This is a genomic window from Rhizobacter sp. Root404, assembly GCF_001425865.1.
Classification (GTDB): domain Bacteria; phylum Pseudomonadota; class Gammaproteobacteria; order Burkholderiales; family Burkholderiaceae_C; genus LMDS01.
On the sequence record NZ_LMDS01000007.1, the window covers coordinates 158,077 to 181,223 of the forward strand.

The window sequence follows — 23,147 nt, forward strand, 5'->3', positions numbered from 1 at the left end:
AGCGGCTCGCGAGGATCACTTCGCGGCCGAGGCCGGCTTGCTGAAGTCGACGCTCGGCGGCACCGAGATCTGCGCTTCGTTCTGGACCGTGAAGTTCGGCTTGGTCTTGTAGCCGAAGATCATCGCGGTCAGGTTGTTCGGGAAGCTGCGCGCGAGCACGTTGTATTCCTCGACCGTCTTGATGTAGCGGTTGCGCGCCACGGTGATGCGGTTCTCGGTGCCTTCGAGGGTCACGCGCAGGTCCTGGAAGGCCTGGTTGGCCTTGAGCTGCGGGTACTGCTCGGCGACGACCATCAGGCGGCTCAGTGCGCCGGTGAGTTCACCTTGGGCCTGCTGGAATTTCTGGAACGCGGCCGGGTCGTTGACCAGCTCGGGCGTGGCCTGGATGCTGGTGGCCTTGGCGCGCGCCTCGATCACCTTGGTCAGCGTGTCCTGCTCGAAGCTCGCCTCGCCCTTGACGGTGGCGACGATGTTCGGGATCAGGTCGGCGCGGCGCTGGTACTGGTTCAGCACCTCGGACCACGCGGCCTTGCTCTGCTCGTCGAGCGACTGGAACGTGTTGTAGCCGCAGCCCGAGAGGGCCAGCATCGCCAGCGCGGCCAGGCCGGCGGCCAGCGCGCGACCGACGGCGAACGGGCGCGATGAGAGAGCAAGGGTCATGTTCTGTTCCTCCTGAATGATGGCGCGGCAATCCTACCCCGCAGCCGCGAGATGCGGCCGTCCGGTTCGCTTTCAATGGTGTAGGCCGCGATGCCGTGGTTACAGTGCCGCATGACCCTGCTGAATCACGCGCTGCGCGCCGGACGCACGTCGCCCCGCGCGGCGGCCGCGGCGTCGCGAGCAGCGCTCGTGGTCGGCGGCGGCGGCGCGCTCGGGTCGGCGGTGCTCGAATCGATGCTCGCGAGCCGCCGCTTCGCGCCGGTGAAGGTGTTGGCGACGCGTGCGTTGACGACGGCGATGCACGGGCTCGAGCCGGTCGTCGTCGAGTCGCTCGACCCGTCTGTCGCCGAGGGCGCGCTGATCGCCGACCTCGCGGTCATCGTGTTCGATCGCGAGCGGCACGCGAACGGCCGCGAGCTGGCCTTCGCGCGACCGCAGCCGCACGACCTGCTGCCGCTCGCGCGCTGGTTGATCGCACACGGCGTGAAGCACCTGATCGTCGTGCTGCCGCACGCGCCGGCCGGGCTGCCGGACGCGCTGAAGATCGGCCTGGCCAACCTCGACGAACAGGCCGTCGCGGCACTCGGCTTCGAGCACCTGGTGTTCGTGCGCTCGGCGCAGAAGCCGGGCGCCGCACGCGCCGCGCAATGGCTGCAACGCCTGGCCGACGGCGTGCTCGCGCAGATGCAGATGATGGTCGCGGCCTCGAACCAGCCGGTGCGGGCGCGCAAGGTCGCGCAGTTCGTGGTCGAGGTGGCGGCGCGCCTGCCGGGCAGCGCGGGTGGCACGCGCGTCGCGCCGCCCGAGCTGGTGTGGCAGGCCGCGCAACTGGCGGACGCGCGCCCGCTGGTCGACGCCTGGCTCGCGCACGGTGAGGCGCCGGCCATCGTGCTGCCCAGACGCGCACTTTGACATCCGGCGCGGCGCGTCTAAGCTGAGCGCCCCGATGTTCCGCTGCTGCCTGCACATGCCCGCCGCTCCCGCCACCGCCCCGCACCGCGTCCAGCTCAAACGAATCAAGGGCTGGAAGATGCCCGAGAACACCGTCAAGATCGACCGGACCACGCGCTGGGGCAATCCGTTCACGCCGGCGGCGTGCGGTTCGGTGGCGGCGGCCGTTGCGAATCACGCGGCCTGGATGAAAGGGGCGCTCGCGGCACCCGACGGTGCCGTGCCGCCGTCGGTCGAGGAGATCCGCGGCGCACTGCGCGGCCGCCACCTCGCCTGCTGGTGCGCGCTCAACGGCCCGTGCCATGCCGACCTGATGCTGAAGATCGCGAACGGCCGATGAGCGCACCGGATGCCGAGGGCTTGCGCGCACTGACGGCTCAGTTCCCGCGCGCGGGTCGCCTGGAAACGATCCTGCTGCGGCCCGCGCGAGGGGCGCCGATGCGGGTGGTCGACACGGTGCAGGCCATCGCCACCCGCGGCCTCGACGGTGACCGCAGCGCGGCCCGTGCCGGCGCCTCGCCACTGGGCGGCAAGCGGCAGGTCACGCTGATCCAGGCCGAGCATCTCGCGGTGATCGCGTCGCTGGCCGGCCTGCCGCACCTCGATGCCGCGCCGCTGCGCCGCAACCTCGTGGTGAGCGGCATCAACCTGCTCGCCGCGCGCGCGCTGTTCAAGGACCAGCCGCTGCATCTGCATCTCGGCACCGACGTCGTGCTCGAGATCACCGGCCCGTGCGATCCCTGCTCGCAGATGGAAGCGCGGCTCGGCCCGGGCGGCTACAACGCGATGCGCGGCCACGGCGGGGTGACGGCGCGCGTGCTGCAAGGCGGGCAGCTGCGCACCGGCGATGCGGTGCGCTGCCAACTCGCTGAAGCGCCGCGACCCGCTCACTCCGTCGGCAGGAATCCCTCGATCGACAGGTAGCGCTCGCCGGTGTCGTAGTTGAAGCCCAGCACTGTCGCGCCGGCGGGCAGGCTGGCAAGCTTCTGGCCGATTGCCGCGAGCGTGGCGCCCGACGAGATGCCGACCAGCATGCCCTCCTCGCGCGCCGCGCGCCGCGCCATCTCGCGCGCGGCCTCGGCCTCGACCTGGATCACGCCGTCGAGCAGGTCGGTGTGCAGGTTCTTCGGGATGAAGCCGGCGCCGATGCCCTGGATCGGGTGCGGGCTCGGCTTGCCGCCGCTGATGACCGGCGAGGCGCTGGGTTCGACGGCGAACACCTGCAGCTTCGGCCACATCGCCTTCAGCACCTTCGCGCAGCCCGTGATGTGACCGCCGGTGCCCACGCCGGTGATCAGCACGTCGATGCCGCTCGGGAAGTCGGCCGCGATCTCCTGCGCGGTGGTGCGCTCGTGGACGTCGATGTTGGCCGGGTTCTCGAACTGCTGCGGCATCCAGCTGTCGGGCGTCTGCGCGAGCAGTTCGGTGGCCCGCGCGATCGAGCCGTTCATGCCCTTCTCGCGCGGCGTCAATTCGAACTTCGCGCCGTAGGCCAGCATCAGGCGGCGGCGCTCGATGCTCATGCTGTCCGGCATCACCAGGATCAGCTTGTAGCCCTTGACCGCCGCAACCATCGCGAGGCCGACGCCGGTGTTGCCCGAGGTCGGCTCGATGATCGTGCCACCCGGCTTGAGCGCGCCCGAGGCCTCGGCGGCCTCGACCATCGCCAGCGCGATCCGGTCCTTGATCGAGCCGCCCGGGTTCGAGCGTTCGCTCTTGATGTACACGCTGTGCGTGTTGCCGAACAGGCGGTTGACGCGGATGTGCGGCGTCTTGCCGATCGTGCTCAGGATGTCGTTGGCCAGCATCGGGTTCCTCCGTGGGTTGCGCCACCAATTATGGACACGCAACGGTTTGCGACAATCCCGCCATGCCTGCACCCCTGCTGAACGACAGCTTTCTGCGCGCCTGCCTGCGCCAGCCCACCACGCACACTCCGGTCTGGCTGATGCGCCAGGCCGGGCGCTACCTGCCGGAATACCGCGCCACGCGCGCCAAGGCCGGCAGCTTCATGGGGCTGGCGACCAACACCGACTACGCGACCGAAGTCACGTTGCAGCCGCTCGAACGTTACGCGCTCGACGCCGCGATCCTGTTCAGCGACATCCTGACCGTGCCGGACGCGATGGGCCTGGGCCTGTCGTTTGCGCTCGGCGAGGGCCCGAAGTTCGCGCACCCGGTGCGCGACGAGGCGGCAGTCGCTAAGCTCGAGGTCCCGGACATGGCCAAGCTGCGCTACGTGTTCGACGCGGTCGCGTCGATCCGCAAGGCGCTGAACGGCCGCGTGCCGCTGATCGGCTTCTCCGGCAGCCCGTGGACGCTGGCCTGCTACATGGTCGAAGGCGCCGGCTCGGACGACTATCGCCTGGTCAAGACCATGCTGTACAGCCGCCCGGACCTGATGCACCGCATGCTCGAGGTCAACGCCGCCGCGGTCGCGCAGTACCTGAACGCACAGATCGAGGCCGGCGCGCAGGCCGTGATGATCTTCGACAGCTGGGGCGGCGTGCTGGCGGACGGCGCATTCCAGCAATTCAGCCTGGCCTACACGCGCCGCGTGCTGCACCAGCTGAAGCGCGAGCACGACGGGCAGCGCATCCCGCACATCGTCTTCACCAAGGGCGGGGGGCTGTGGCTGGAGGACATCGCCGCGATCCAGCCGGACGTGGTCGGCCTGGACTGGACCGTGAACCTCGGGACGGCGCGCGCGCGGATCGGCGACCGGGTGGCGCTGCAGGGCAACATCGATCCGAACGTGCTGTTCGCGACGCCCGACGCGATCCGTGCCGAAGTGACGCGCACGCTGGAAAGCTACGGCCGGCCGGGCGGCCATGTGTTCAACCTGGGCCACGGCATCAGTCAGCACACGCCGCCGGAAAACGTCAGCGTGCTGGTCGACACCGTGCACGAGGTCTCGAGGCGTCAACTCGCCTCCGGCTGAACGCCGACCGGGCGCGTACGACCGGCCCGCGATTTTCTTTTGCCGGTAAGTGAGCGCTCAGGGCTTGACTTATCCCCAAAATCGGGCATGCGTAACAGACGCAGCATTCAGTGCTGCGACGCAACAAGAGCGTTCTGTTTCTTTGCGCTAAGTTGTTGATTTCATTGATTTCGCGGTGTTGCTGCTTCAGCGGGCATTCTTTGGCGATGCCAAGCGCAGCAAGCGTTTGCGGGCATTGCCGACATGGTTACGCACAAAGTTATCCACAGCAGAAGTGGAAAGCTTGGAAAGCGCTTCAAAATCATCGACTTAACGCTACTTTGTGAACGAAAGTTGAGATTTGACCGGTAACCTGCCCTCTCAACCGGTACCCCAGGGCGCGCGCGTGCTGGTGGCGGTCGAGGCGCCGCAGCACACCGGCCTGTCCGGCCCGCTCGACTACCTGAGCGAGCAGATGCTCGCGGCCGGAACCTTGGTGCGCGTGCCATTGGGCCGTCGCGAGGTGCCGGGCATCGTGTGGGGCAACGGCTCGAGCGCCGACCCCGGCGTCAACTTGCGCCCGGTCGGCGCCGCGCTGGCGGCACTGCCGCCGCTCGGTGCTGCATGGCGCGAGCTGGTCGATTTCGCGGCGGCCTACTACCAGCGCAGCACCGGAGAGGTCGCGCTGTCCGTCCTGCCGCCCGAGCTGCGAAAGCTCGACGACGCACAACTCGCCAACCGGATCCGCAAGCTGCACAAGGCGATGGCGGCCGCGCCGGCCGGCGCGCCCCCCACCGGCGCCCCGCCGCTGACGACCGGTCAACAGGACGTGCTCGATCGCATCGCCCAGGCCGGTGCGCGGGCGCTGCCGCCCCCGGTGCTGCTGCACGGCGTGACCGGCAGCGGCAAGACGGAGGTCTACCTCGGCGCGGCCGCGCGCGCGCTGGCCGCTGGCCGCCAGGCGCTCGTGCTGGTGCCGGAGATCAACCTGACGCCCCAACTCGAAGCGCGCTTCGCCGAACGCTTCGCCGGCCGCCGCATCGTCTCGCTGCACAGCGGGTTGACGCCGGCGCAGCGGCTGCGCAGCTGGCTGGCCGCGCACCTCGGTCTGGCCGATCTGGTGTTGGGCACGCGGCTGGCGGTGTTCGCGTCGATGCCGCGGCTCGGGCTGATCGTCGTCGACGAGGAGCACGACCCGTCCTACAAGCAGCAAGAGGGCGCGCGCTACTCGGCCCGCGATCTGGCGGTCTACCGCGGCCGGCTCGAGAAGGCGACGGTCGTGCTCGGCTCGGCGACGCCGTCGCTGGAGAGCTGGCAGCGCGCCGCCGAGGGCAAGTACCTGAAGCTGGCGCTGCCGGCGCGCATCGGCGGCGGCGCGCTGCCCAAGGTGCGGCTGGTCGACATGACGCAGCAGCCCAAGCTGCACGGCGTGAACACCGCGCTGTCCGCACCGCTGGTGGCGGCGCTGCAGGACCGGCTGGCGCGCGGCGAGCAGAGCCTGGTGTTCCTGAACCGCCGCGGCTACGCGCCGGTGCTGCATTGCGGCGAATGCGGCTGGAAGAGCGGCTGCCCGCACTGCAGCGCCTGGCGCGTGTTCCACAAGCTCGACCGCACGCTGCGCTGCCACCACTGCGGTTTCACTGAGCGGGTCCCGCGTGCGTGTCCCGACTGCGGCAACCTTGACATCGCGCCGATCGGCCGCGGCACCGAGCGGCTCGAGGAGCAGCTCGCCGTACTGCTGCGCACGCCCGACGACCGGCCGGCCCGCGTTGCCCGCATCGACGCCGACAGCACGCGCCTGAAGGGCGCGCTCGAAGCGCAACTGGGCGCCGTGCACGCCGGCGACGTGGACGTGCTGGTCGGCACGCAGATGGTGACCAAGGGGCACGACTTCCGGCGCATCACGCTGGTGGCCGCGGTCAACCCGGACAGCTCGCTGTTCAGCAGCGACTTCCGCGCACCCGAGCGCCTGTTCGCGCTGCTGATGCAGGCCGGCGGCCGCGCCGGGCGCGACGCCGCGCACGCCGACCGCAGCGAGCTGTGGGTGCAGACCTGGCACCCCACCCACGCGCTGTACGGCGCGTTGCGGACGCACGATTTCGACGCGTTCGCGGCGAGCCAGCTGAAGGAGCGCGAGATGGCCGGCCTGCCGCCGTTCTCGCACCTCGCGATCCTGCGCGCCGACGCGCGCACGCCCGAGGCGGCGCGCGCGTTCCTGCATGCCGCGGCCGAACTCGCGACCACGCTGCCCGGTGCCGATCAGGTCATGGTGTACCCGCCGGTGCCGCTCGGCGTGGCGCGGGTCGCCGACGTGGAGCGCATGCAGGTGCTGATCGAGTCCGCGTCCCGGGTCGCGCTGCAGCGCTTCCTGGCGCTGTGGCTGCCCGCGCTGCACGGGCTGCGGCGCGAGCGCAAGGGCGCCGACGAGCGCATCCTGCGCTGGGCGGTCGACGTCGATCCGTCAGCGATTTGACGGCCGCATGCGGCGCGCCGCCGGGCCCGAGCCGCCGACCGGGCGCGAGATGTCGGCCAGCAGCAGCGTCGCGCGCACCAGGCCTTCGACGGCCTCGGTGAGGTCTTCCGGCGGCTCGAGCGACTCGATCTCGGCGAGCAGCTCGTCGGCGTCCTCGAGGTCGTCCGGCCCGAGGTGGCGGTAGACCAGCGCGAGCGGCTCGGTCAGCGCCTTCGGGTCGAGGGCCATCAAGTCGGGGAACAGTTCCAGCGCGGTCGCGAAACCGGCGACCCAGGGGTAGACGGCGTCGATCGCGCCGGCGTCGCCCGGGTCGTCTTCATCGTCGTCCGCCCCGGCATGCGTCCCGGTATCGGCATCGTCGTCGGCCAGCTCGAACACCCACGGATCGAACCACTGGCGTCGCTGGATCGCGTCGTCGAGTTCGGCATGCCGGCGCAGCACCAGCGCGTGCAGCCTGGCGGTGTCGAACTTCGCCGGCAGGGCGCGGCCATCGACATCGGTGACATGCGGCATCCAGCGCGCCACGGCGATGCGCCGCGGCTGCAGCAATACGCCGCACAGGTAGCCGTCGACCATGCTGACATCCAGCGCCTCCAGCGGCGCGGGCACGCGATCGAGCAGCGCCTGCAGTTCGTCGAGCTCGCGCTCGGTGAGCGGCTGGGCCGAACGCGGCGTCTGGCGGGGGGGTGGGGCAGCCATGCCCGGATTGTCACCGCTGTGCGCGGCGCGGCGCCGTGTGACGTTTTTCACTGCAATGCGGGGCAAAAAGCAACGTCGCCGCCCGGTCCCTCGAATTGGGGATGGTGGGTGCCGGAACGCGTCCCTAGAGTGCCCTGATTGCTGTCACACGGCGTCTTCTCCGGAAGGCACGAAGCATGGTTCGAAACGCCCGGCCAAGAACACCACACCGAACAGGGCGCTGAACCGATACCGGTCCCAACGACGTCCTTTCCGAAGGACTTCCCAGCCCACCCGCTCACGCGGGTGGGCTTTTTTTCGGGCTGGCATAGACTGTCAGGCTGTTCCGCCATCACCGCTGCGAGGAGATTCACCATGGGCGCACCCGAAGCATTCACGGCCACGACCGAGGTCGGGCACCACATCGGCGGCCGTGCGGTCGCCAGCACCTCGGGGCGCCGCCAGCCGGTCTGGAACCCGGCCACCGGCGCCGTGGCACGCCAGGTCGCGCTGGCCTCGGTCGAGGAAGTGTCGGCCGCGGTCGCCGCCGCCCAGGCCGCATTTCCGGCCTGGGCCGACACGCCGCCGATCCGCCGCGCACGGATCATGAACAAGTTCCTCGAACTGCTGAACCAGCACCGCGACACGCTCGCCGCGATGATCACCGCCGAGCACGGCAAGGTCTTCACCGACGCGCAGGGCGAGGTCACGCGCGGCATCGACATCGTCGAATTCGCCTGCGGCGTGCCGCAGCTGCTGAAGGGCGACTACACCGATCAGGTGAGCACAGGCATCGACAACTGGACGCTGCGCCAGCCGCTCGGCGTGGTCGCCGGCATCACGCCGTTCAACTTCCCGTGCATGGTTCCGATGTGGATGTACCCGGTCGCGATCGCCTGCGGCAACACCTTCATCCTGAAGCCGAGCGAGCGCGATCCTTCGTGCTCGGTGTTCATGGCCGAGCTGCTGACGCAGGCCGGCCTGCCGCCGGGCGTGTTCAACGTCGTGCAGGGCGACAAGGTCGCGGTCGATGCGCTGCTGACCCACCCCGACGTCAAGGCGCTGAGCTTCGTCGGCTCCACCCCGATCGCGCAATACATCTACGAGACCGGCGCGCACCACGGCAAGCGCGTGCAGGCACTGGGCGGCGCGAAGAACCACATGGTCGTGATGCCGGATGCGGACATCGACCAGGCCGTCGACGCGCTGATCGGCGCGGCCTACGGCTCGGCCGGCGAGCGCTGCATGGCGATCAGCGTGGCGGTGCTGGTCGGCGACGCGGCCGACAAGGTCGTGCCGAAGTTGGCCGAACGCGCCAAGGCGCTGAAGATCAAGAACGGCATGGAACTCGACGCCGAGATGGGCCCGATCGTCACGAAGCAGGCGCTGGAGCGGATCGAGGGCTACATCGGCACCGGCGTCGAGGAAGGCGCGACGCTGGTCGTCGACGGCCGCGGCCACAAGGTGACCGGCCACGAGCAGGGCTTCTTCACCGGCGGCACGCTGTTCGACCACGTGACGCCCGAGATGCGGATCTACAAGGAAGAGATCTTCGGCCCGGTGCTCGGCTGCGTGCGCGTGCACGACCTGAAGGAAGCGGTCGACCTGATCAACGCGCACGAGTTCGGCAACGGCGTCGCCTGCTTCACCAGCGACGGCAACGTGGCGCGCGAGTTCTCGCGCCGCATCCAGGTCGGCATGGTCGGCATCAACGTGCCGATCCCGGTGCCGATGGCCTGGCACGGCTTCGGCGGCTGGAAGCGCAGCCTGTTCGGCGACATGCACGCCTACGGCGAGGAAGGCGTGCGCTTCTACACCAAGCAGAAGTCGATCATGCAGCGCTGGCCCGCCAGCATCGGCAAGGGCGCCGAGTTCGTGATGCCGACGGCGAAGTAGCCGCGCCGCGTCAGCCGATGTCTTCGTGCAGGCACAGGATGTTGCCTTCGGTGTCGAGGAACCACGCGGCCTTCTCGGCGCCGAGCACGCAGACGTGTTCGACGGTCTTCAGGCCCGGGAAGTCGTAGTCCTCGAACACCACGCCAGCCGCCTTCAGCGCCGCGATGCTGGCGGCGATGTCCGGGACCCGGAAACTGACGGCGGTGTGATCCGCCTTGGTGCCGCCCTCCTTCGGAAACAGCGCCAGGGTGGCGCTGCCGCAGTCGAACGTGAACTTGCCGTCGGCCTGCGCGCCGATCGGCTTCAGGCCGAGCCGGCCCTCGTAGAACTGGCGGGCCCGGGCGAGGTCCTTGACCGGCAACATCGTGGTCACGGGCGCATGTGTCAACATGGTCGTCTCCTGTCGAGTGCGAGTTCATTTTGCGCCTGCAGGGCCACCATGAACACCATCTTCAAGGGCTTTCGATGCCGCATGCCGCACCTCCCGATCTCGATTCCGCCACCGCCGGCGAACTGGCCGAGGCGGTCCGCACGCGCCGCGTGACCGCGGTGGCGTTGTGCGACGCCGCGATCGCGCGGATCGAGCGCCTCGACGGGCCGATCAATGCCGTCGTCGTGCGCGACTTCGACCGCGCCCGCGAGCAGGCACTAGCCTGCGACGCCCGCATCGCCGAGGGCGACACGACCGGCGCGCTGCTCGGCGTGCCGATGACGGTCAAGGAGTCGTACAACGTCGCCGGCCTGCCGACGACCTGGGGCATCGCCGCGTTCCGCGACTTCGTGCCCACCGAGGACGCGGTGCTGGTCCGGCGCCTGAAGGCTGCCGGCGCGATCATCCTCGGCAAGACCAACGTGCCGCCGTCGCTCGGCGACTGGCAGAGCGCGAACCCGATCCACGGCGTCACCGTCAACCCGCACGATGCGACCCGCACGCCCGGCGGCTCGTCCGGTGGCGGCGCCGCGGCGCTGGCGGCCGGCATGGTGCCACTCGAGCTCGGTTCCGACATCGGCGGCTCGATCCGCGTGCCGGCGCACTTCTGCGGCGTGTTCGGCCACAAGCCGAGCTTCGACCTGCTGCCCTCGCGCGGTCACGCGCCGCCGGGCACCGATGGCGCCGGCATCGACCTCGCGGTGTGCGGCCCGATGGCGCGCCGCGCCGCGGACCTCGACCTCGCGCTGGGGGTGCTCGCCGGCCCGGACGGCGACGAGGCGAACGGCTACCGCCTCGACCTGCCCGCGCCGCGCGTGCCGACGATCGACGGCCTGCGCGTGCTGCTGCTCGACACGCATCCGAGCGCCCGCGCCGATGCGCCGACGCGCGAGGCGCTGCATCTCCTGGCCGGTGACCTGGTGCGCGAAGGCGCACGCATCGAGCGGTCGAGCGCGTTGCTGCCCGAACTCGCGGGCGTGCACCGCGCCTACGTGCAGATGCTGATGACGATCACGACCTACGGCGCGCCGGGCGGACGCGAGGTGATCTCGGCGCACGAGTGGTTCAACCTGGTCCAGCGCCGCGCGAAGGTCCGGCGCGAATGGCGCGCGCTGTTCGCCGAGTTCGACGTGGTGCTCGCGCCGGTGTTCGGCACGGCCGCGTTCCCGCTCACCGACGAGCCGGTCTGGAGCAAGCGGTCGATGCTGCTGGACGGCGAGCCGACTGCCTTCGGCGACCAGCTGGCGTGGTCCGGCATGGCGACGTTCGCCGGCCTGCCCGCCACCGCCGCGCCGATCGCCAACAGCCCCGACCGCCTGCCGATCGGCGTGCAGATCATCGGCGCGTTCCTGCACGACCGCACGACGGTCGCGCTGGCGCGGCAGATCGAGGCGCTGCGCGCCGGCTGACGCTCAGGCGCCGATCACGCCGCCATCGAGGCGGCGGATCACCACCGTGGCCGAACGTGGCCGCCCACCGCTCGGCCACTTGGAGAACTTGTTCGGCTCGGCCGGGTCGCTGCGGTCGCTCGGCGTCTCGCCGGGGTGCTGCACGTTGATGAACATCGTCGTGCCGTCGGGCGTCAGCGTCGCACCGGTGATCTCGCAGTTGACCGGGCCGGTCAGGAAGCGCCGCACCTCGCCGGTGCCGCGGTCGAACGCGAGCATCTGGTTGTTGCCGATGCGCGCGTACTCGCCCTTGTTCAATTGCGTGGCCGACGCATCGGTCTGCACCCACAGCACGCCGCGCGCATCCAGCATCAGGCCGTCGGGGCTGCCGAAGATGTCGCCCTTGATGTTGCCCTTTGCATCGGCGCGTTCGTTAGCCGGGTCGCCGGCGAGCACCAGGTGGTCCCAGCGCATCGTGGTGGCGTCGAAATCGCCGCCGGCCGCCGCGCCCTCCTTCCAGCGGATGATCTGGCCCATCGCGTTGTCGGCGCGCGGGTTCGCGGCATCGACGCCGGGCTGGCCCTTCGCGCCGCGCGCGGTGTTGTTGGTGAGCGTGCAGTAGACCTCGCGCGCCTGCTGGTCGATCGCGAGCCACTCGGGGCGGTCCATCTTGGTGGCGCCGAGCAGGTCGCTCGCCTGGCGGGCCTTGATCAGCACCTCGCCCTGGTCGGCGAAGCCTTTCGCCCCCGTCAACGGACCGGTGCCGTGCACCAGCGGCATCCAGCGGCCGGTGCCGTCGGCATCGAAACGGGCGACGTACAGCGTCCCGTGGTCGAGCAGCTCGCGGTTCGCCTGGGCCTGCGTCAGGCCGTTGCCGGCCGGCGCGATCCGGTCGCGGCTGACGAACTTGTAGATGTACTCGAAGCGCGAATCCTCGCCCGAGTAGACGACGGCCCGGCCGTCGCGCGTGACCGCGACCCACGCACCCTCGTGCACCGCACGGCCGAGTGCGGTGCGCTTGACCGGCGTGCTCTTCGGGTCCATCGGGTCGACCTCGACGATCCAGCCGAAGCGGTTGAACTCGTTCGGGTGCTTCGCGGCGTCGAAGCGTTCGTCATGTTCGTTCCAGCGGTAGAACGCGGTCTTGCGCAGGCCCCAGCGCTGCTGGTGCGCGTCGGGCTTCGCGTCGCCGAGCGCGAAGTAGCCGTTGAAATTCTCTTCGCCCGACAGGTAGGTGCCCCACGGTGTCTTGCCGCTGGCGCAGTTGTTGAACGTGCCGAGCGCGGTACGGCCGGCCGGGTCGGCGGCGGTCTTCATCAGCGCGTGGCCGCCGGCCGGCCCGCCGATCGCGAACGGCGTGGTCGCGGTGATGCGCCGCGCATAGGGCGACGGCCGCACCATCGTCCAGGCGTCGCCGCGGCGCTCGACCTCGATCACCGCGATGCCGTGCGCGGCCTGCGCCTTGCGGACCTTCTCGGCCGACCAGGTCGCCATGCCGTCGGCGTGCAGCAGGCCGTCGTCCGTGTACTCGTGGTTCATCGTCAACAGCCCGCGCGTGCTGCTGCCGGCGAGCGGGAAGAAGTGGATGCCGTCGTGGTGCATGCCCATCTGCACCGCCTGGTCGGCGGCGCTCGCCGACGCGTCCTCGCGCCACGCGGGCATCTGGCCGGGCACGCCGATCGGCTCGCCCCAGGCCGCGATCACGGTGGCGACATAGCCGTCGGGCACCGTGATCCTGTCGGCCGCGCTGGCCGGGATGCCCTTGAAGCCGAGCAACGGAGCGCCGGTGCGCGCACCGGCTGTGGCGCAACCCGTCATCAGCGGCCCGAACGCCGCACCCGCGAACGCCGCGAGACCGCCCTGCAGCCACACGCGCCGCGCCGGATCGGACACGTCGTGGATGCTGGGATTGGAGGCGCGGTTGCTGTCCTCCATCGTGTCGAAATCCTTGGCCATTGCGCGCCCTGCCTTCTCAGAGTTTCTCGGTTTCGCCCGTCTTGGGCTGCCACTTCATCAGCCGTTTCTCCAGCCGGCCCACCAACGCGTCGAGCAGCAACGCGAACACCGTCAGCAACAGGATGCCGGCCATCACGGTGTTGATGTCGAACGAGCCCTCGGCCTGCAGGATCAGGTAGCCGACGCCGCGCGACGAGCCCAGGTATTCCCCGACCACCGCGCCCACGAACGCCAGCCCGACGCTGGTGTGCAGCGAACTGAAGACCCAGCTGGTCGCGCTCGGCAGGTAGACATGGCGCAGCAGCTGGCGCTGCGACGCGCCGAGCATGCGCGCGTTCGCCAGCACGACCGGGCTCACCTCCTTCACGCCCTGGTAGACGTTGAAGAAGACGATGAAGAACACGAGCGTGACGCCCAGCGCCACCTTGCTCGCGATGCCCAGACCGAACCAGACCGCGAAGATCGGCGCCAGGATCACGCGCGGCATGCTGTTCAGCGCCTTGATGTACGGGTCGGTGATCGCCGCGGCCATCGGGCTCAGCGCCAGCCACAGCCCGCAGCCCAGGCCCAGCACGGTGCCGATGCCGAACGCCAGCACGGTCTCGAGCAGCGTGACGCCCAGGTGCTCGTAGATGTTGGCGTTGACGACGAACCAGTCCCAGATCCGGCCGAAGATCTTCAACGGCTCGCCGAAGAAGAACGCGGCCTGCTGGTCGTTCTCGAACACGATCGGCGGGATCAGCCCCGGCTTGGTCAGCAGGTGCCACAGCACGAAGATCAGCAGCAGCAGCCCGAGCTGCCAAAATCGAAGGTACTTCATGGCCGGCGAAGGTATTTCATGCCGCCAATTGCTGCCGGTAGCCCTTGAGCACCTCGTCGCGCAGCACCGTCCAGATGGCCTGGTGCAGCTCGACGAAGCGCGGCGTCGCCCGCACCTCGGCCACGTCGCGCGGGCGCGGCAGATCGATCGCGAACTCGCCGATCGGGTGCGAGCCCGGGCCGGCGCTCAGGCACACGACCCGGTCGCTCATCGCGATCGCCTCGTCCAGGTCGTGGGTGATGAACAGCACCGCCTTCTTCTTCGAGGACCAGAGGTCGAGCACCTCGTTCTCCATCAGCTGGCGGGTCTGCACGTCGAGCGCGGAGAACGGCTCGTCCATCAGGATGATGTCGGGGTCGAGCACCAGCGTCTGCGCCAGGCTGACCCGCTTGCGCATGCCGCCGGAGAGCTGGTGCGGGTAGCGGTCGCCGAAGCCGCCGAGGCCGACGCGCTTCAGCCACTCGTCGGCCTGCGCCCGCGCATCGGCGGCGCCACGGAACTCGAGGCCGGCCATCACGTTCTGCGCCGCAGTGCGCCACGGCATCAGGCTCTCGGCCTGGAACATGTAGCCGGCACGGCGGTTGATGCCATTCAGCGCCTCGCCGAACACGCTGACACTGCCGCTGCTCGGCGCCAGCAGGCCGGCGGCGACGTTCAGCAGCGTGCTCTTGCCGCAGCCGGTGGGGCCGACGACGCTGACGAATTCGCCCGCGCCGACCGTCAGCGACACGTCGCGCACGGCCGTGTAGCGCTGGCCCGGATCGTCCTTGTTCGCGAAGGTGCAGCTGACGTTGCCGAGGCGGAGCGCGGCGGTGGGTTCGGCGTGAGGCATGGCCGCCGACTGTACCAATCGCCCGGCCCGGCGCGATTCGGGAACACCACAGGCGGTTCCGGACGGGCCGAGTGTCGATTCGTCGGTTGGGGATGGCACAGGCGCCGCTTCGGGCCTACGCTCGGTCGTTCGGGCTGCGCCCCGCCGGGGTCGCCCATTTGCCGTCGTGGGAACCATGGACCTGCTGCCCCGCTTCCGCCGCACGCGATCCTGGATCGAGGCCTACGGGCTGGACGTGGCGCTGGCCGTCACGTTGATCGTCGGGGTGATGCTGCAGCAGCGCCTGAGCGGTTGGATCCGCGGCGCGGCGGCGCCCGCGACCATCGGTCTGGACCTCTTGCTCGGCATCCGGGGCTACCTGGCCGGACTGCTGCCGGCGGTCACGCTGGTCTTCGCGGCGCGGCCGCTGCTCGCGGCGCGCGGCCCGGCACGCTGGCTCGTGCTGACCGCGGTGGTGCTCGGGGCCAGCGTTGCCGGCTGCGCGCTGATGCTGCTGTTCCAGCAGATGGCGTGCGGCTGCGAGACCCCGGCGATGACCTCGTTCGCGGGCCTGGCGCGGCTGCACCAGGTGCTGGTGATCACCGCCACCGTCGCCGGCGTGCACGAGTTCGTGCGCGCACGGCAGCGAGCGGCCGACGCACTGCATGCCGAGCAGCTCGAACGGGTCGAACTCGACGGCCGGCTCGCCGCCGGGCAGCTGCAGGTGCTGCTGGCGCAGATCGAGCCGCACTTCCTGTTCAACTCGCTGGCCAACCTGCGCCGCCTGCTGCGAACCGACAGCGCAGCCGGCCTTGCGATGCTGGCGGACCTGAAGCGCTACCTCGAGGTCGCGCTGCCGCGCATGCGTGCGGCGCAGTCGACGCTCGGCCGCGAGGCCGAACTGGTGCGGGCCTTCCTCGCGGTGCACCAGGTGCGGATGGGGGCGCGGCTGCAGGTCGAGGTCGACGTGCCGGCGCCGCTCGAGACGCAGCCGATGCCGCCGATGATGCTGCTGACGCTGGTCGAGAACGCGCTGAAGCACGGCCTGAACCCGCTGCCCGAGGGCGGGGCGATCCGGCTCAGCGCGAGCGCCGCCGCGGGGCGGCTGCAGATCAGCGTCGCCGACACGGGGCGCGGGCTCGTGCCCGGCAGCGGCGGCGGCACCGGGCTGGCCAACATCCGCGGCCGGCTGCGCGCGGCCTACGGGGCGGCGGCGTCGCTGAGCCTGCAGCTCAACCAGCCGCGCGGCGTGATCGCGACCATCGTGCTGCCGGAGCTCGCCGCATGAGCCCGGCTTCGCCGCTGCTGCGCTGGGTCGGCCAGGCCGCTCGCGCGTTCGGCTGGCGCGACGCGGTGCTCGCGGCCGGGTTGTCGGTGTTCGTGCTCGCCTTCGGCAACAGCGGCGGCTACTTCCTGATCTCGTTGACCGAGGGCACGAACCCGCTCTTCGATCCGGCCAAGACCTACGCCAAGACCCTGCTCACCTCGTTCATCGGCCGCACCCTGCCGCTGGTGTTCACGCTGCGCGTCGCGGAGGTGGCGATCGCCGACGGAGTGCGGCCGTGGCGCGCCTACCTGGCCGCGCTGCTGGTGACGCTGGCCTGTTCGCAGGCGGTGCTCCACCTGCCGATCGGGCGGATCAACCGGGCGGCCGAGCATGTCGGCCGGCACGCGTGGTTCCTGATCACCTACGCGTTCCAGTTCGGCACGATCGTCGTGATCTATGCGCTGTGGCGCGCGAGTCAGCGCACCAATGCGCGGGTGCGTGCCAGCGAAGCCGCCCGCGCCCAGGACCTGCAGAGGCTGCAGTCGGCCGAGTTGCTCGCGCTGCAGGCACGGGTCGACCCGCAACTGCTGTTCGACGCGCTCGGCCGCGTCGGCACATTGCAGATCCACGACCCGCCCGCGGCCGACCGCCTGCTGACCGACCTGATCGCTCTTCTGCGCGCCATGCTGCCGCGCTGGGCCGACGCCGGCTCGACGGTCGAGCGCGAGTTCGCGGTCGTCCGCCGCTGGCTGCAGGTGACGCGCGCGCTGCGGCCCGACCTGCCGCGCGTCGCGGTGACGCGGGCCGAGCGCGCCAGCGGGGCGGCGCTCGCGCCGATGCTCGCGTTGCCGATGCTGCGCAGCGTTATCGACGCGCCGGAGGCCGTGCGTTGTACCTGGCGGCTCGACGCCGAAGCCGCAGGCGGCCGTCTGCTGGTGACGCTCGCGGGCAGCGGGTGCGACACCGACCCGGGCGCGGGCGCCCCCCTCGACCTTGGCCCGTTGCACGAGCGCCTCGCGTTGTTGCACGGCGAGGCGGCCCGGCTCTGGGTCACGGCCGCGCCACCGCTGCTGGTCCTCGACCTGCCGCTGGTCGAACGAACGGGGGCTGATTCGGCCCTCGCCGACACCGCCTGACGTCGGCGTCCCAGGGGACAACCCATGCCCACCGCGCTGATCGCCGAAGACGAACCCCTGCTGGCCGCCGAACTGCGCGAGGAGCTCGCCCGCCTGTGGCCCGAGCTGGCGATCTGCGCGGTCGCGCACGATGGCCACGCCGCGCTGCACGCGATCGAGCAGCACCGGCCCGACGTGCTGTTCCTCGACGTGCAGATGCCGGGGCCGACCGGCATCGAGGTCGCACGGGTCACGGGCGTGCGCGCCCACGTCGTCTTCATCACCGCGTTCGATCACTACGCGGTCCAGGCCTTCGAGGAAGGTGCGGTCGACTACCTGCTCAAGCCGCTCGACACCTCGCGCCTGGCCCGGGCGGTGCACCGCGTGCGCGAGCGCCTGCACCGGCCGCCGGCCGACCTCAGCCGCCTGCTGGACCAGATCCGCCAGGGCCCGGGCACCGAGCGGCTGCGCTGGATCACGGTGCTGAACGGGCGCGAGATCCGGTTGATCACGGTCGAGGACATCTGCTACTTCCGCGCCGACAGCAAGTACGTCGCCGTCGTCACGGCGGACGGCGAGGCGCTGATCTCGACGCCGCTGCAGGACCTGGTGGCGCGCCTCGATCCGGCGACGTTCTGGCGCATCCACCGCGGCACGGTCGTCAATGTCGATGCGGTGCACAGCGTGCGGCGCGGCGTTTCCGGACGCCTCGAGCTGCGGCTCAAGCAACGCCCGGAGACGCTGCGCGTCAGCAGCGCCTACGCGCACCTGTTCAAGCACATGTAGCTGCGGCCGCGGCGACGCGGCATTCATGCCGCCGTGCGGCCGATTGGTCGGCGCCGGCGCGGGTTCGTCGGCCGACGCTTTCCATCGCACCGCCCGCGACGTACCTTGCCGTGGCCCACACCACGATCCCAGCGGAGGCCACCATGACGACGACCCTGATCCGGCGAACCCGGACGACCCACCCTGTTCTTCCCTCGGTACTGGCCGCGTTGACGCTGGTCGCCTGCGGCGGCGGCGGCAGCAGCGCCGACAGCGGTCCCACCGCGACCGTCAACGCCGCCGCGCGCACCGGCGAGAAGGCCTACGACCTGGTGCCGCTGGGCCCGAACGTCGTCTCGACCTGGCACGCGATCGCGATCGACACGATCAACGTGCCGTCCTCGCCGACCGGCGCGACGCCCGAGGAGCGCGTCGGCGGCCCCGACATCGCGACCGTGCAGGTCGCGGTCTACGACGCGGTGATCGCGATCGCCGCTACGCATCGCCCGTTCGCGACCACGCCGACCACGCCGGCCGCCGGCGCGTCGGCGGAGGCCGCGGTCGTCGAGGCCGCCTACCGCGCGCTGAAGGGACTGTTCCCGAGTCGCGGCGACAAGTACGAGGCCGCGCACACCAGCGCGCTCGCCGCGATCGCCGACGGCGATGCCAAGGCCCGCGGCCTGTCGATCGGCGCCGAGGCGGCTGCCGGCGCGCTGGCGCTGCGCGCGAACGACGGCCGCAGCGTCGCGCTCGCGCCGTTCGTGCCGGGCACCGCCTCGGGTGACTTCCGCGGCGTCAATCCGGTGAACCGCCAGTGGCCGTTCATCCGGCCCTTCACGTTGCGCAGCGCCGACCAGTTCCGGCCGGAGCCGCCACCGGCGTTGAGCAGCGACGTGTACACCCGCGACTTCGACGAGTCGAAGGCAATGGGCGGCACCGTGAGCAGCCTTCGCACCGCCGAGCAGTTGGACCTGGCGCGCTTCCACACCGAATCACCCGCGGTCGCGCCATACCGCAATCAGCGCCGCTTCGCGACCGTCAACGTCTCGCTGGCCGACAACGCGCGGCTGCTCGCGATCCTGAGCGTCGCCCTCGCCGACGCGACGATCGGCTGCTTCGACGCGAAATACCACTACGGGTTCTGGCGCCCGACCAGCGCGATCACGCTGGCCGACACCGACGGCAACGCCGCCACCACCGCCGACCCGGCCTGGACACCGGTCGTGCCGACGCCGAACCACCCCGAATACCCGGCCGCGCACGGGTGCGTCAGTTCCGCCACCGCCGAGTCGCTGCGCGAGTTCTACGGCACCAAGAAGCTGTCGTTCGACTGGGACAGCACGGTCGCCTCGGCGGTGCAGAAGACGCGCCACTACGACTCGACCGACGCGTTCCTGCGTGACATCGTCGACGCGCGGGTCTACGGCGGCATGCACTACCGCAACTCGGGCGAGGCCGGCGTGCAGCTCGGACGCAAGACGGCGCAGTGGGTGATGCGGTATCACTTCGAGGCGAAGTGATCCGCATCCCGTCCGGCTACGCCTTCGGGTATTTCGCGGCCGCCTTGCGCGCGTACTCGTTGGTGTAGATCGCCGCCAGGTCGATCTTGGCGCCGGCGATCTCCGGGTCGATGCTGGCCAGCGCGCGGCGCGCGGTCTCGGCACCGGCCTCGGGGAACAAGCCATCGGCCGACAACGCGCCCTTCGCGGCGAGGAACGCGTCGACATACACCGCGCGGTCGCCGAGCAGGTAGCTCTCGGGCACGGCCTTGATGATGTCGCCGGCGCCGGCCTGATGGATCCAGCGGTCGGCGCGCACGATGGCGTTCGCGATGGCTTGCGCGGTGGCCGGGTTCTTGTCGAGGAAGCTCTGCGGCGCGTACATGCAACCGGCCGGCATCGGCCCGCCGAACACCCGGTCGGCCTCGGCGACGACGCGGGTGTCGGAGACGATCTTCAGGTCGCCGGAGCGGGCCAGCAGCGTGATCACCGGGTCGAGGTTGCTGATCGCGTCGATCTGCCCGGCGCGCATCGCCGCGACTGCGCCGTTGCCGGCGCCGACGCCGACGATCGCCACGTCGCCCGGCTTCAAACCCGCCTTGCCGAGCACGAAGTTCGCGAGCACGTTGGTCGACGACCCGGGCGCGGTGACGCCGAGCTTCTTGCCCTTCAATTCGGCGACGCTCTTGAAGCCCGGCATGGTCTTCGGGTTGATGCCGAGCACGATCTGCGGCGCGCGGCCCTGCAGCACGAACGCGCGCAGCCGCTGGCCCTTCACCTGCATGTTGATCGTGTGCTCGAACGCGCCGGAGACCACGTCGGCGCTGCCGCCGATCATCGCCTGCAGCGCGCGCGAGCCGCCGGCGAAGTCGGCGATGGTCACGTCCAGCCCCTCCTGCTTGAAATAGCCGAGGCTCTCGGCGATCGTCAGCGGCAGGTAATAGAGCAAGTTCTTGCCGCCCACGGCGATCGTGATCTTGGACTTCTCGAGGTTCTGGGCGCGCACGAGCGACGGCAGCGCAATCATCGCGCTGGCGGCCGCCACGAAACTTCGGCGTTGCATCGGTGGGTTCTCCATGGTTTGAAGGGTCGAATCTAGCCGCGGCGACCGCATCGCAACAGCGGGGAAACGCACCCCGTCCGACGCCGCACGGGCGCGGCCCGTAGAATGAATTTCAATGAAGTCGCTGTCCGTGTGGTCGATCCTCGCGCTGCTCTGCACGTTCGGCTTCGGCACCGGTGCGGCCGCCCAGCAGGCCGCGGCGCCCAGCGCGGCGGCCTCGGCGCCGATCTCGCTGTCGGCACGCAAGGTCTACGAGCAGGCCCGCTCGCAGCTGGTGCAGATCCGCACCGTGCTGAAGGGGCGCGCGAGTCAGACCTCTGTCGGCTCGGGCTTTCTGGTCTCGGGCGAGGGCCACATCGTCACCAACTTCCACGTCGTCGCAGAGGCGGCGCTCAAGCCCGAGCACCACGACCTGGTCTACGTCACCGCCGACGGCCGCGAGGCGCCGCTGGCGATCCTGCAACTCGACGTGCTGCACGACCTGGCGCTGCTGAAGACCGCCGACCCCGGCAAGCCGGCCGCGCCGTTCGACGCACTCGCGTTCCGTCCCGACGCGCAGCCGCTGTCGCAGGGCGAGCGCATCTACTCGCTCGGCAACCCGCTCGACGTGGGTTTCGCGGTCACCGAGGGCACCTACAACGGGCTGGTGCGGCGCAGCTTCTATCCGCAGATCTTCTTCGGCGGTGCGCTCAGCGGCGGCATGAGCGGCGGGCCGGCGCTCGACGAACAGGGGCGCGTGATCGGCATCAACGTGGCGCGGCGCGTCGACGGCGAGCAGGTCAGCTTCCTGGTGCCGGCGAGCTTCGCGGCCGCGCTGCTGGCGCGCGGGCGCGAGGCCGTGCCGATCAAGACCGCCGCGTACGGCCTCGTGACCGACCAGTTGATGCAGCACCAGGCGCTGCTGACCGAGCGCTTCATCGCGCAGGGCTGGAAGCCGATGACCCACCCGCGCTACAAGGTGCCGGTGCCGATCGACCAGTTCATGCGCTGCTGGGGCAGCAGCGAGCCATCGCGCACCGGTGGCCTCGACCTGGAACGCTCCGACTGCGTGATGGACACGCGCATCTTCGTCGGGGACTACACGACCGGCGCGATCGGCGTGCGCCACGAGAGCTACGACGGCAGCAAGCTCGGCACGCTGCGCTTCGCGGCGCGCTACGCCGCGAGCTTTCGCAACGAGAGCTTCACGCGGCTGCGCGCGGAACACCAGACCAAGCCGCAGTGCCACGAGGACTATCTCGACCGGGGCGGGCTGCCGCTGCGTGCGGTCGTCTGCCTGCGTGCGTACAAGAAGTTGCCGGGGCTGTACGACCTGGCCGTGCTCGTGGCCACGCTCGACCAGGCGCAGGCTGGCGTCCAGGGTCGCTTCGATGCACAGGGGCTGAGCTTCGCGAACGCGCAGCGGCTCGCGAAGTACTACCTCGAGGCGTACCAATGGGTGAAGTAGGCCCAGCCACGCTGGCCGTGGTCGACGTGCTCGACCGCGACGGCCACCCGCGCCAGACCTTCACGGTGCACGCCTGGCCGCTGCGCATCGGCCGCGCGCTCGACAACGACATCGTGCTGGGCGACGCGCACGTCGCGCCGCACCACCTGAGCATCGTGCCGGACACCGCCGGCCTGGCGCTGGAGGTCGCCGACACGCGCAACGGCGTCGCGCTCGGTCGCCGGCGTCTGGCCCGTAGCGAGCGCGCCGCGCTCGCGACCGACGGTGCGCCGATCGAGCTGATGCTGGGTCGCACGCCGTTGCGCCTGCGCCTGCCGGGTCAGGTGGTGGCGCCCGAGGTCGCGCTGGCGCCGGAGGGGTCGCTGAATCGGCGCGTCGGCAGCCTGCTGCTGGCCGCCTTGCTCTTGATCGGCGGCACGCTGTTCGCGACCTACCTCGACACCGATCCCGACGGCTTGGCGCGTGCCGCCGGCAGCGCGCTGCTCGCCGGCCTGCTCGGCGCGGCGGTGTGGTGCAGTTCCTGGGCGCTGCTGTCCAAGACCTTCACGCGCCAGGCCCGCTTCGGCTGGCATCTGCGCGTGTTCCTGTATGCCAGCCTCGCCTTGCTGGCCGTCTCCGTGGTGCCGGCGCTGCTCGCGTTCGCGTTCTCGTGGCCGTGGCTGACCGATTTCGATTTCGTCGGCTCGATCGTCGTGATCGCCACCGCGCTGTACTTCCACTTGCTCGCGGTCGAGCAGACGAAGCACCGCATGCTCAAATGGGCCGCGGTGACCTGCGCGGTCGTCGGCGTGGCGGTCGCGTTCTGGTTCAACGTGCAGCGCACCGACCAGTTCGGCGACGAGCTCTACATGAGCCACCTGTTCCCCCCCGCATTGCGGCTGGCTCGCCCGGTGCCGGTCGAGACCTTCGTCGACGGCCTCGCGACACTGCAAACCCAGCTCGACAAGAAGGCCAAGGAACCGGCGCGCGGCGATGACGGCCCGCGTGCCGACGACGAGTAACCGTCCA

The 23,147-nt window shown here is 70.6% G+C and carries 21 protein-coding genes; 13 read left to right on the forward strand and 8 right to left on the reverse strand.

Translation table 11 applies throughout. From position 1 onward, the window contains the following. Positions 1 to 15 precede the first annotated feature (15 nt). Complete coding sequence (locus ASC76_RS23020; RefSeq protein ID WP_056472529.1) at positions 16 to 660, reverse strand: LemA family protein; 645 nt, start codon at positions 658 to 660, stop codon at positions 16 to 18. 111 nt (positions 661 to 771) lie between these two features. On the opposite strand from ASC76_RS23020, the gene ASC76_RS23025 reads away from it, so the two are divergent. Genes ASC76_RS23025 through ASC76_RS23035 form a run of 3 tightly spaced genes read left to right on the forward strand, consistent with a single transcriptional unit; the run spans position 772 to position 2,535 of the window. Further along, the gene (locus ASC76_RS23025) at positions 772 to 1,572 is read left to right on the forward strand and encodes a hypothetical protein (RefSeq protein ID WP_056472531.1); all 801 of its coding nucleotides are present in this window, start codon (positions 772 to 774) and stop codon (positions 1,570 to 1,572) included. Between the two features lie 55 nt (positions 1,573 to 1,627). Then, the gene (locus tag ASC76_RS23030; protein ID WP_056472743.1) at positions 1,628 to 1,951 is read left to right on the forward strand and encodes a DUF4326 domain-containing protein; all 324 of its coding nucleotides are present in this window, start codon (positions 1,628 to 1,630) and stop codon (positions 1,949 to 1,951) included. Then, positions 1,948 to 2,535, forward strand: coding sequence for an MOSC domain-containing protein (locus tag ASC76_RS23035; protein ID WP_056472534.1), 588 nt, complete (start codon positions 1,948 to 1,950; stop codon positions 2,533 to 2,535). Before ASC76_RS23030 ends, ASC76_RS23035 begins: the two co-directional genes overlap by 4 nt. On the opposite strand, the gene cysK is transcribed toward ASC76_RS23035, so the two are convergent. Beyond that, the gene (gene cysK / locus ASC76_RS23040) at positions 2,499 to 3,419 is read right to left on the reverse strand and encodes a cysteine synthase A (RefSeq protein WP_056472536.1); all 921 of its coding nucleotides are present in this window, start codon (positions 3,417 to 3,419) and stop codon (positions 2,499 to 2,501) included. The genes ASC76_RS23035 and cysK overlap by 37 nt on opposite strands. Positions 3,420 to 3,481: 62 nt before the next feature. On the opposite strand from cysK, the gene hemE reads away from it, so the two are divergent. Further along, positions 3,482 to 4,552, forward strand: a complete 1,071-nt coding sequence (gene hemE, locus ASC76_RS23045) for a uroporphyrinogen decarboxylase (RefSeq protein WP_056472539.1) — start codon at positions 3,482 to 3,484, stop codon at positions 4,550 to 4,552. Between the two features lie 340 nt (positions 4,553 to 4,892). Then, positions 4,893 to 7,004 carry a primosomal protein N' gene (locus tag ASC76_RS23050; RefSeq protein ID WP_235580567.1) on the forward strand — a complete coding sequence of 704 codons (2,112 nt, stop codon included), beginning with the start codon at positions 4,893 to 4,895 and terminating at the stop codon, positions 7,002 to 7,004. On the opposite strand, the gene ASC76_RS23055 is transcribed toward ASC76_RS23050, so the two are convergent. Next, on the reverse strand, positions 6,993 to 7,703 hold the full coding sequence (locus tag ASC76_RS23055; protein ID WP_056472542.1) for a YecA family protein: 711 nt from the start codon (positions 7,701 to 7,703) through the stop codon (positions 6,993 to 6,995). The genes ASC76_RS23050 and ASC76_RS23055 overlap by 12 nt on opposite strands. Before the next feature lie 354 nt (positions 7,704 to 8,057). On the opposite strand from ASC76_RS23055, the gene ASC76_RS23060 reads away from it, so the two are divergent. Continuing rightward, positions 8,058 to 9,578 (forward strand): CoA-acylating methylmalonate-semialdehyde dehydrogenase, encoded by a 1,521-nt coding sequence (locus ASC76_RS23060; RefSeq protein WP_056472545.1) that lies wholly within the window; start codon positions 8,058 to 8,060, stop codon positions 9,576 to 9,578. A gap of 10 nt (positions 9,579 to 9,588) precedes the next feature. On the opposite strand, the gene ASC76_RS23065 is transcribed toward ASC76_RS23060, so the two are convergent. Then, the gene (locus ASC76_RS23065; RefSeq protein WP_056472549.1) at positions 9,589 to 9,969 is read right to left on the reverse strand and encodes a VOC family protein; all 381 of its coding nucleotides are present in this window, start codon (positions 9,967 to 9,969) and stop codon (positions 9,589 to 9,591) included. Positions 9,970 to 10,043: 74 nt separating this feature from the next. Here ASC76_RS23065 and ASC76_RS23070 point away from each other — a divergent pair, with 74 nt between their 5' ends. Next, positions 10,044 to 11,417 carry an amidase family protein gene (locus ASC76_RS23070; RefSeq protein ID WP_056472551.1) on the forward strand — a complete coding sequence of 458 codons (1,374 nt, stop codon included), beginning with the start codon at positions 10,044 to 10,046 and terminating at the stop codon, positions 11,415 to 11,417. Between the two features lie 3 nt (positions 11,418 to 11,420). Here ASC76_RS23070 and ASC76_RS23075 read toward each other — a convergent pair whose 3' ends face one another. The 3 genes from ASC76_RS23075 to ASC76_RS23085 are packed head-to-tail and all read right to left on the reverse strand — an operon-like array spanning position 11,421 to position 15,004. Continuing rightward, positions 11,421 to 13,352 (reverse strand): PhoX family phosphatase, encoded by a 1,932-nt coding sequence (locus ASC76_RS23075; RefSeq protein WP_056472552.1) that lies wholly within the window; start codon positions 13,350 to 13,352, stop codon positions 11,421 to 11,423. Positions 13,353 to 13,368: 16 nt separating this feature from the next. Continuing rightward, positions 13,369 to 14,172, reverse strand: coding sequence for an ABC transporter permease (locus ASC76_RS23080; RefSeq protein WP_056472555.1), 804 nt, complete (start codon positions 14,170 to 14,172; stop codon positions 13,369 to 13,371). A gap of 16 nt (positions 14,173 to 14,188) precedes the next feature. Beyond that, positions 14,189 to 15,004, reverse strand: coding sequence for an ABC transporter ATP-binding protein (locus ASC76_RS23085; protein WP_056472558.1), 816 nt, complete (start codon positions 15,002 to 15,004; stop codon positions 14,189 to 14,191). A gap of 175 nt (positions 15,005 to 15,179) precedes the next feature. Here ASC76_RS23085 and ASC76_RS23090 point away from each other — a divergent pair, with 175 nt between their 5' ends. The 4 genes from ASC76_RS23090 (at position 15,180) to ASC76_RS23105 (ending at position 19,650) form a co-directional block, all read left to right on the forward strand. After that, the gene (locus ASC76_RS23090; RefSeq protein ID WP_056472560.1) at positions 15,180 to 16,271 is read left to right on the forward strand and encodes a sensor histidine kinase; all 1,092 of its coding nucleotides are present in this window, start codon (positions 15,180 to 15,182) and stop codon (positions 16,269 to 16,271) included. Continuing rightward, positions 16,268 to 17,386 carry a sensor histidine kinase gene (locus ASC76_RS23095; protein WP_056472563.1) on the forward strand — a complete coding sequence of 373 codons (1,119 nt, stop codon included), beginning with the start codon at positions 16,268 to 16,270 and terminating at the stop codon, positions 17,384 to 17,386. The genes ASC76_RS23090 and ASC76_RS23095 overlap by 4 nt, the downstream gene beginning before the upstream one ends. A 24-nt stretch (positions 17,387 to 17,410) precedes the next feature. Next, a complete protein-coding gene (locus tag ASC76_RS23100; protein ID WP_056472565.1) occupies positions 17,411 to 18,151 on the forward strand; it encodes a LytTR family DNA-binding domain-containing protein in 741 nt (246 codons plus the stop codon). Positions 18,152 to 18,294: 143 nt separating this feature from the next. Beyond that, entirely contained in the window at positions 18,295 to 19,650 is a 1,356-nt protein-coding gene (locus ASC76_RS23105) for a vanadium-dependent haloperoxidase (RefSeq protein ID WP_157615991.1), read from the forward strand. Positions 19,651 to 19,666: 16 nt separating this feature from the next. On the opposite strand, the gene ASC76_RS23110 is transcribed toward ASC76_RS23105, so the two are convergent. After that, a complete protein-coding gene (locus ASC76_RS23110; RefSeq protein ID WP_056472748.1) occupies positions 19,667 to 20,692 on the reverse strand; it encodes an ABC transporter substrate-binding protein in 1,026 nt (341 codons plus the stop codon). 115 nt (positions 20,693 to 20,807) lie between these two features. Between ASC76_RS23110 and ASC76_RS23115 the strand changes: the two genes are divergently transcribed. Then, entirely contained in the window at positions 20,808 to 22,139 is a 1,332-nt protein-coding gene (locus tag ASC76_RS23115) for a S1C family serine protease (RefSeq protein ID WP_056472571.1), read from the forward strand. Continuing rightward, entirely contained in the window at positions 22,127 to 23,140 is a 1,014-nt protein-coding gene (locus ASC76_RS23120) for an FHA domain-containing protein (protein WP_082549414.1), read from the forward strand. The genes ASC76_RS23115 and ASC76_RS23120 overlap by 13 nt, the downstream gene beginning before the upstream one ends. Positions 23,141 to 23,147 lie beyond the last annotated feature (7 nt).

Bases quoted from the DNA above. Each gene is read 5' to 3' on its own strand.
- ASC76_RS23090 (WP_056472560.1), top strand. From the start codon at position 15,180: ATGGACCTGCTGCCCCGCTTCCGCCGCACGCGATCCTGGATCGAGGCC.
- ASC76_RS23100 (WP_056472565.1), top strand. From the start codon at position 17,411: ATGCCCACCGCGCTGATCGCCGAAGACGAACCCCTGCTGGCCGCCGAA.
- ASC76_RS23055 (WP_056472542.1), bottom strand. From the start codon at position 7,703: ATGGCTGCCCCACCCCCCCGCCAGACGCCGCGTTCGGCCCAGCCGCTC.
- hemE (WP_056472539.1), top strand. From the start codon at position 3,482: ATGCCTGCACCCCTGCTGAACGACAGCTTTCTGCGCGCCTGCCTGCGC.
- ASC76_RS23070 (WP_056472551.1), top strand. From the start codon at position 10,044: ATGCCGCATGCCGCACCTCCCGATCTCGATTCCGCCACCGCCGGCGAA.
- ASC76_RS23075 (WP_056472552.1), bottom strand. From the start codon at position 13,352: ATGGCCAAGGATTTCGACACGATGGAGGACAGCAACCGCGCCTCCAAT.
- ASC76_RS23115 (WP_056472571.1), top strand. From the start codon at position 20,808: ATGAAGTCGCTGTCCGTGTGGTCGATCCTCGCGCTGCTCTGCACGTTC.
- ASC76_RS23080 (WP_056472555.1), bottom strand. From the start codon at position 14,172: ATGAAGTACCTTCGATTTTGGCAGCTCGGGCTGCTGCTGCTGATCTTC.
- ASC76_RS23085 (WP_056472558.1), bottom strand. From the start codon at position 15,004: ATGCCTCACGCCGAACCCACCGCCGCGCTCCGCCTCGGCAACGTCAGC.
- cysK (WP_056472536.1), bottom strand. From the start codon at position 3,419: ATGCTGGCCAACGACATCCTGAGCACGATCGGCAAGACGCCGCACATC.
- ASC76_RS23095 (WP_056472563.1), top strand. From the start codon at position 16,268: ATGAGCCCGGCTTCGCCGCTGCTGCGCTGGGTCGGCCAGGCCGCTCGC.
- ASC76_RS23025 (WP_056472531.1), top strand. From the start codon at position 772: ATGACCCTGCTGAATCACGCGCTGCGCGCCGGACGCACGTCGCCCCGC.
- ASC76_RS23035 (WP_056472534.1), top strand. From the start codon at position 1,948: ATGAGCGCACCGGATGCCGAGGGCTTGCGCGCACTGACGGCTCAGTTC.
- ASC76_RS23110 (WP_056472748.1), bottom strand. From the start codon at position 20,692: ATGCAACGCCGAAGTTTCGTGGCGGCCGCCAGCGCGATGATTGCGCTG.
- ASC76_RS23060 (WP_056472545.1), top strand. From the start codon at position 8,058: ATGGGCGCACCCGAAGCATTCACGGCCACGACCGAGGTCGGGCACCAC.
- ASC76_RS23020 (WP_056472529.1), bottom strand. From the start codon at position 660: ATGACCCTTGCTCTCTCATCGCGCCCGTTCGCCGTCGGTCGCGCGCTG.
- ASC76_RS23030 (WP_056472743.1), top strand. From the start codon at position 1,628: ATGCCCGCCGCTCCCGCCACCGCCCCGCACCGCGTCCAGCTCAAACGA.
- ASC76_RS23120 (WP_082549414.1), top strand. From the start codon at position 22,127: ATGGGTGAAGTAGGCCCAGCCACGCTGGCCGTGGTCGACGTGCTCGAC.
- ASC76_RS23065 (WP_056472549.1), bottom strand. From the start codon at position 9,969: ATGTTGACACATGCGCCCGTGACCACGATGTTGCCGGTCAAGGACCTC.
- ASC76_RS23105 (WP_157615991.1), top strand. From the start codon at position 18,295: ATGACGACGACCCTGATCCGGCGAACCCGGACGACCCACCCTGTTCTT.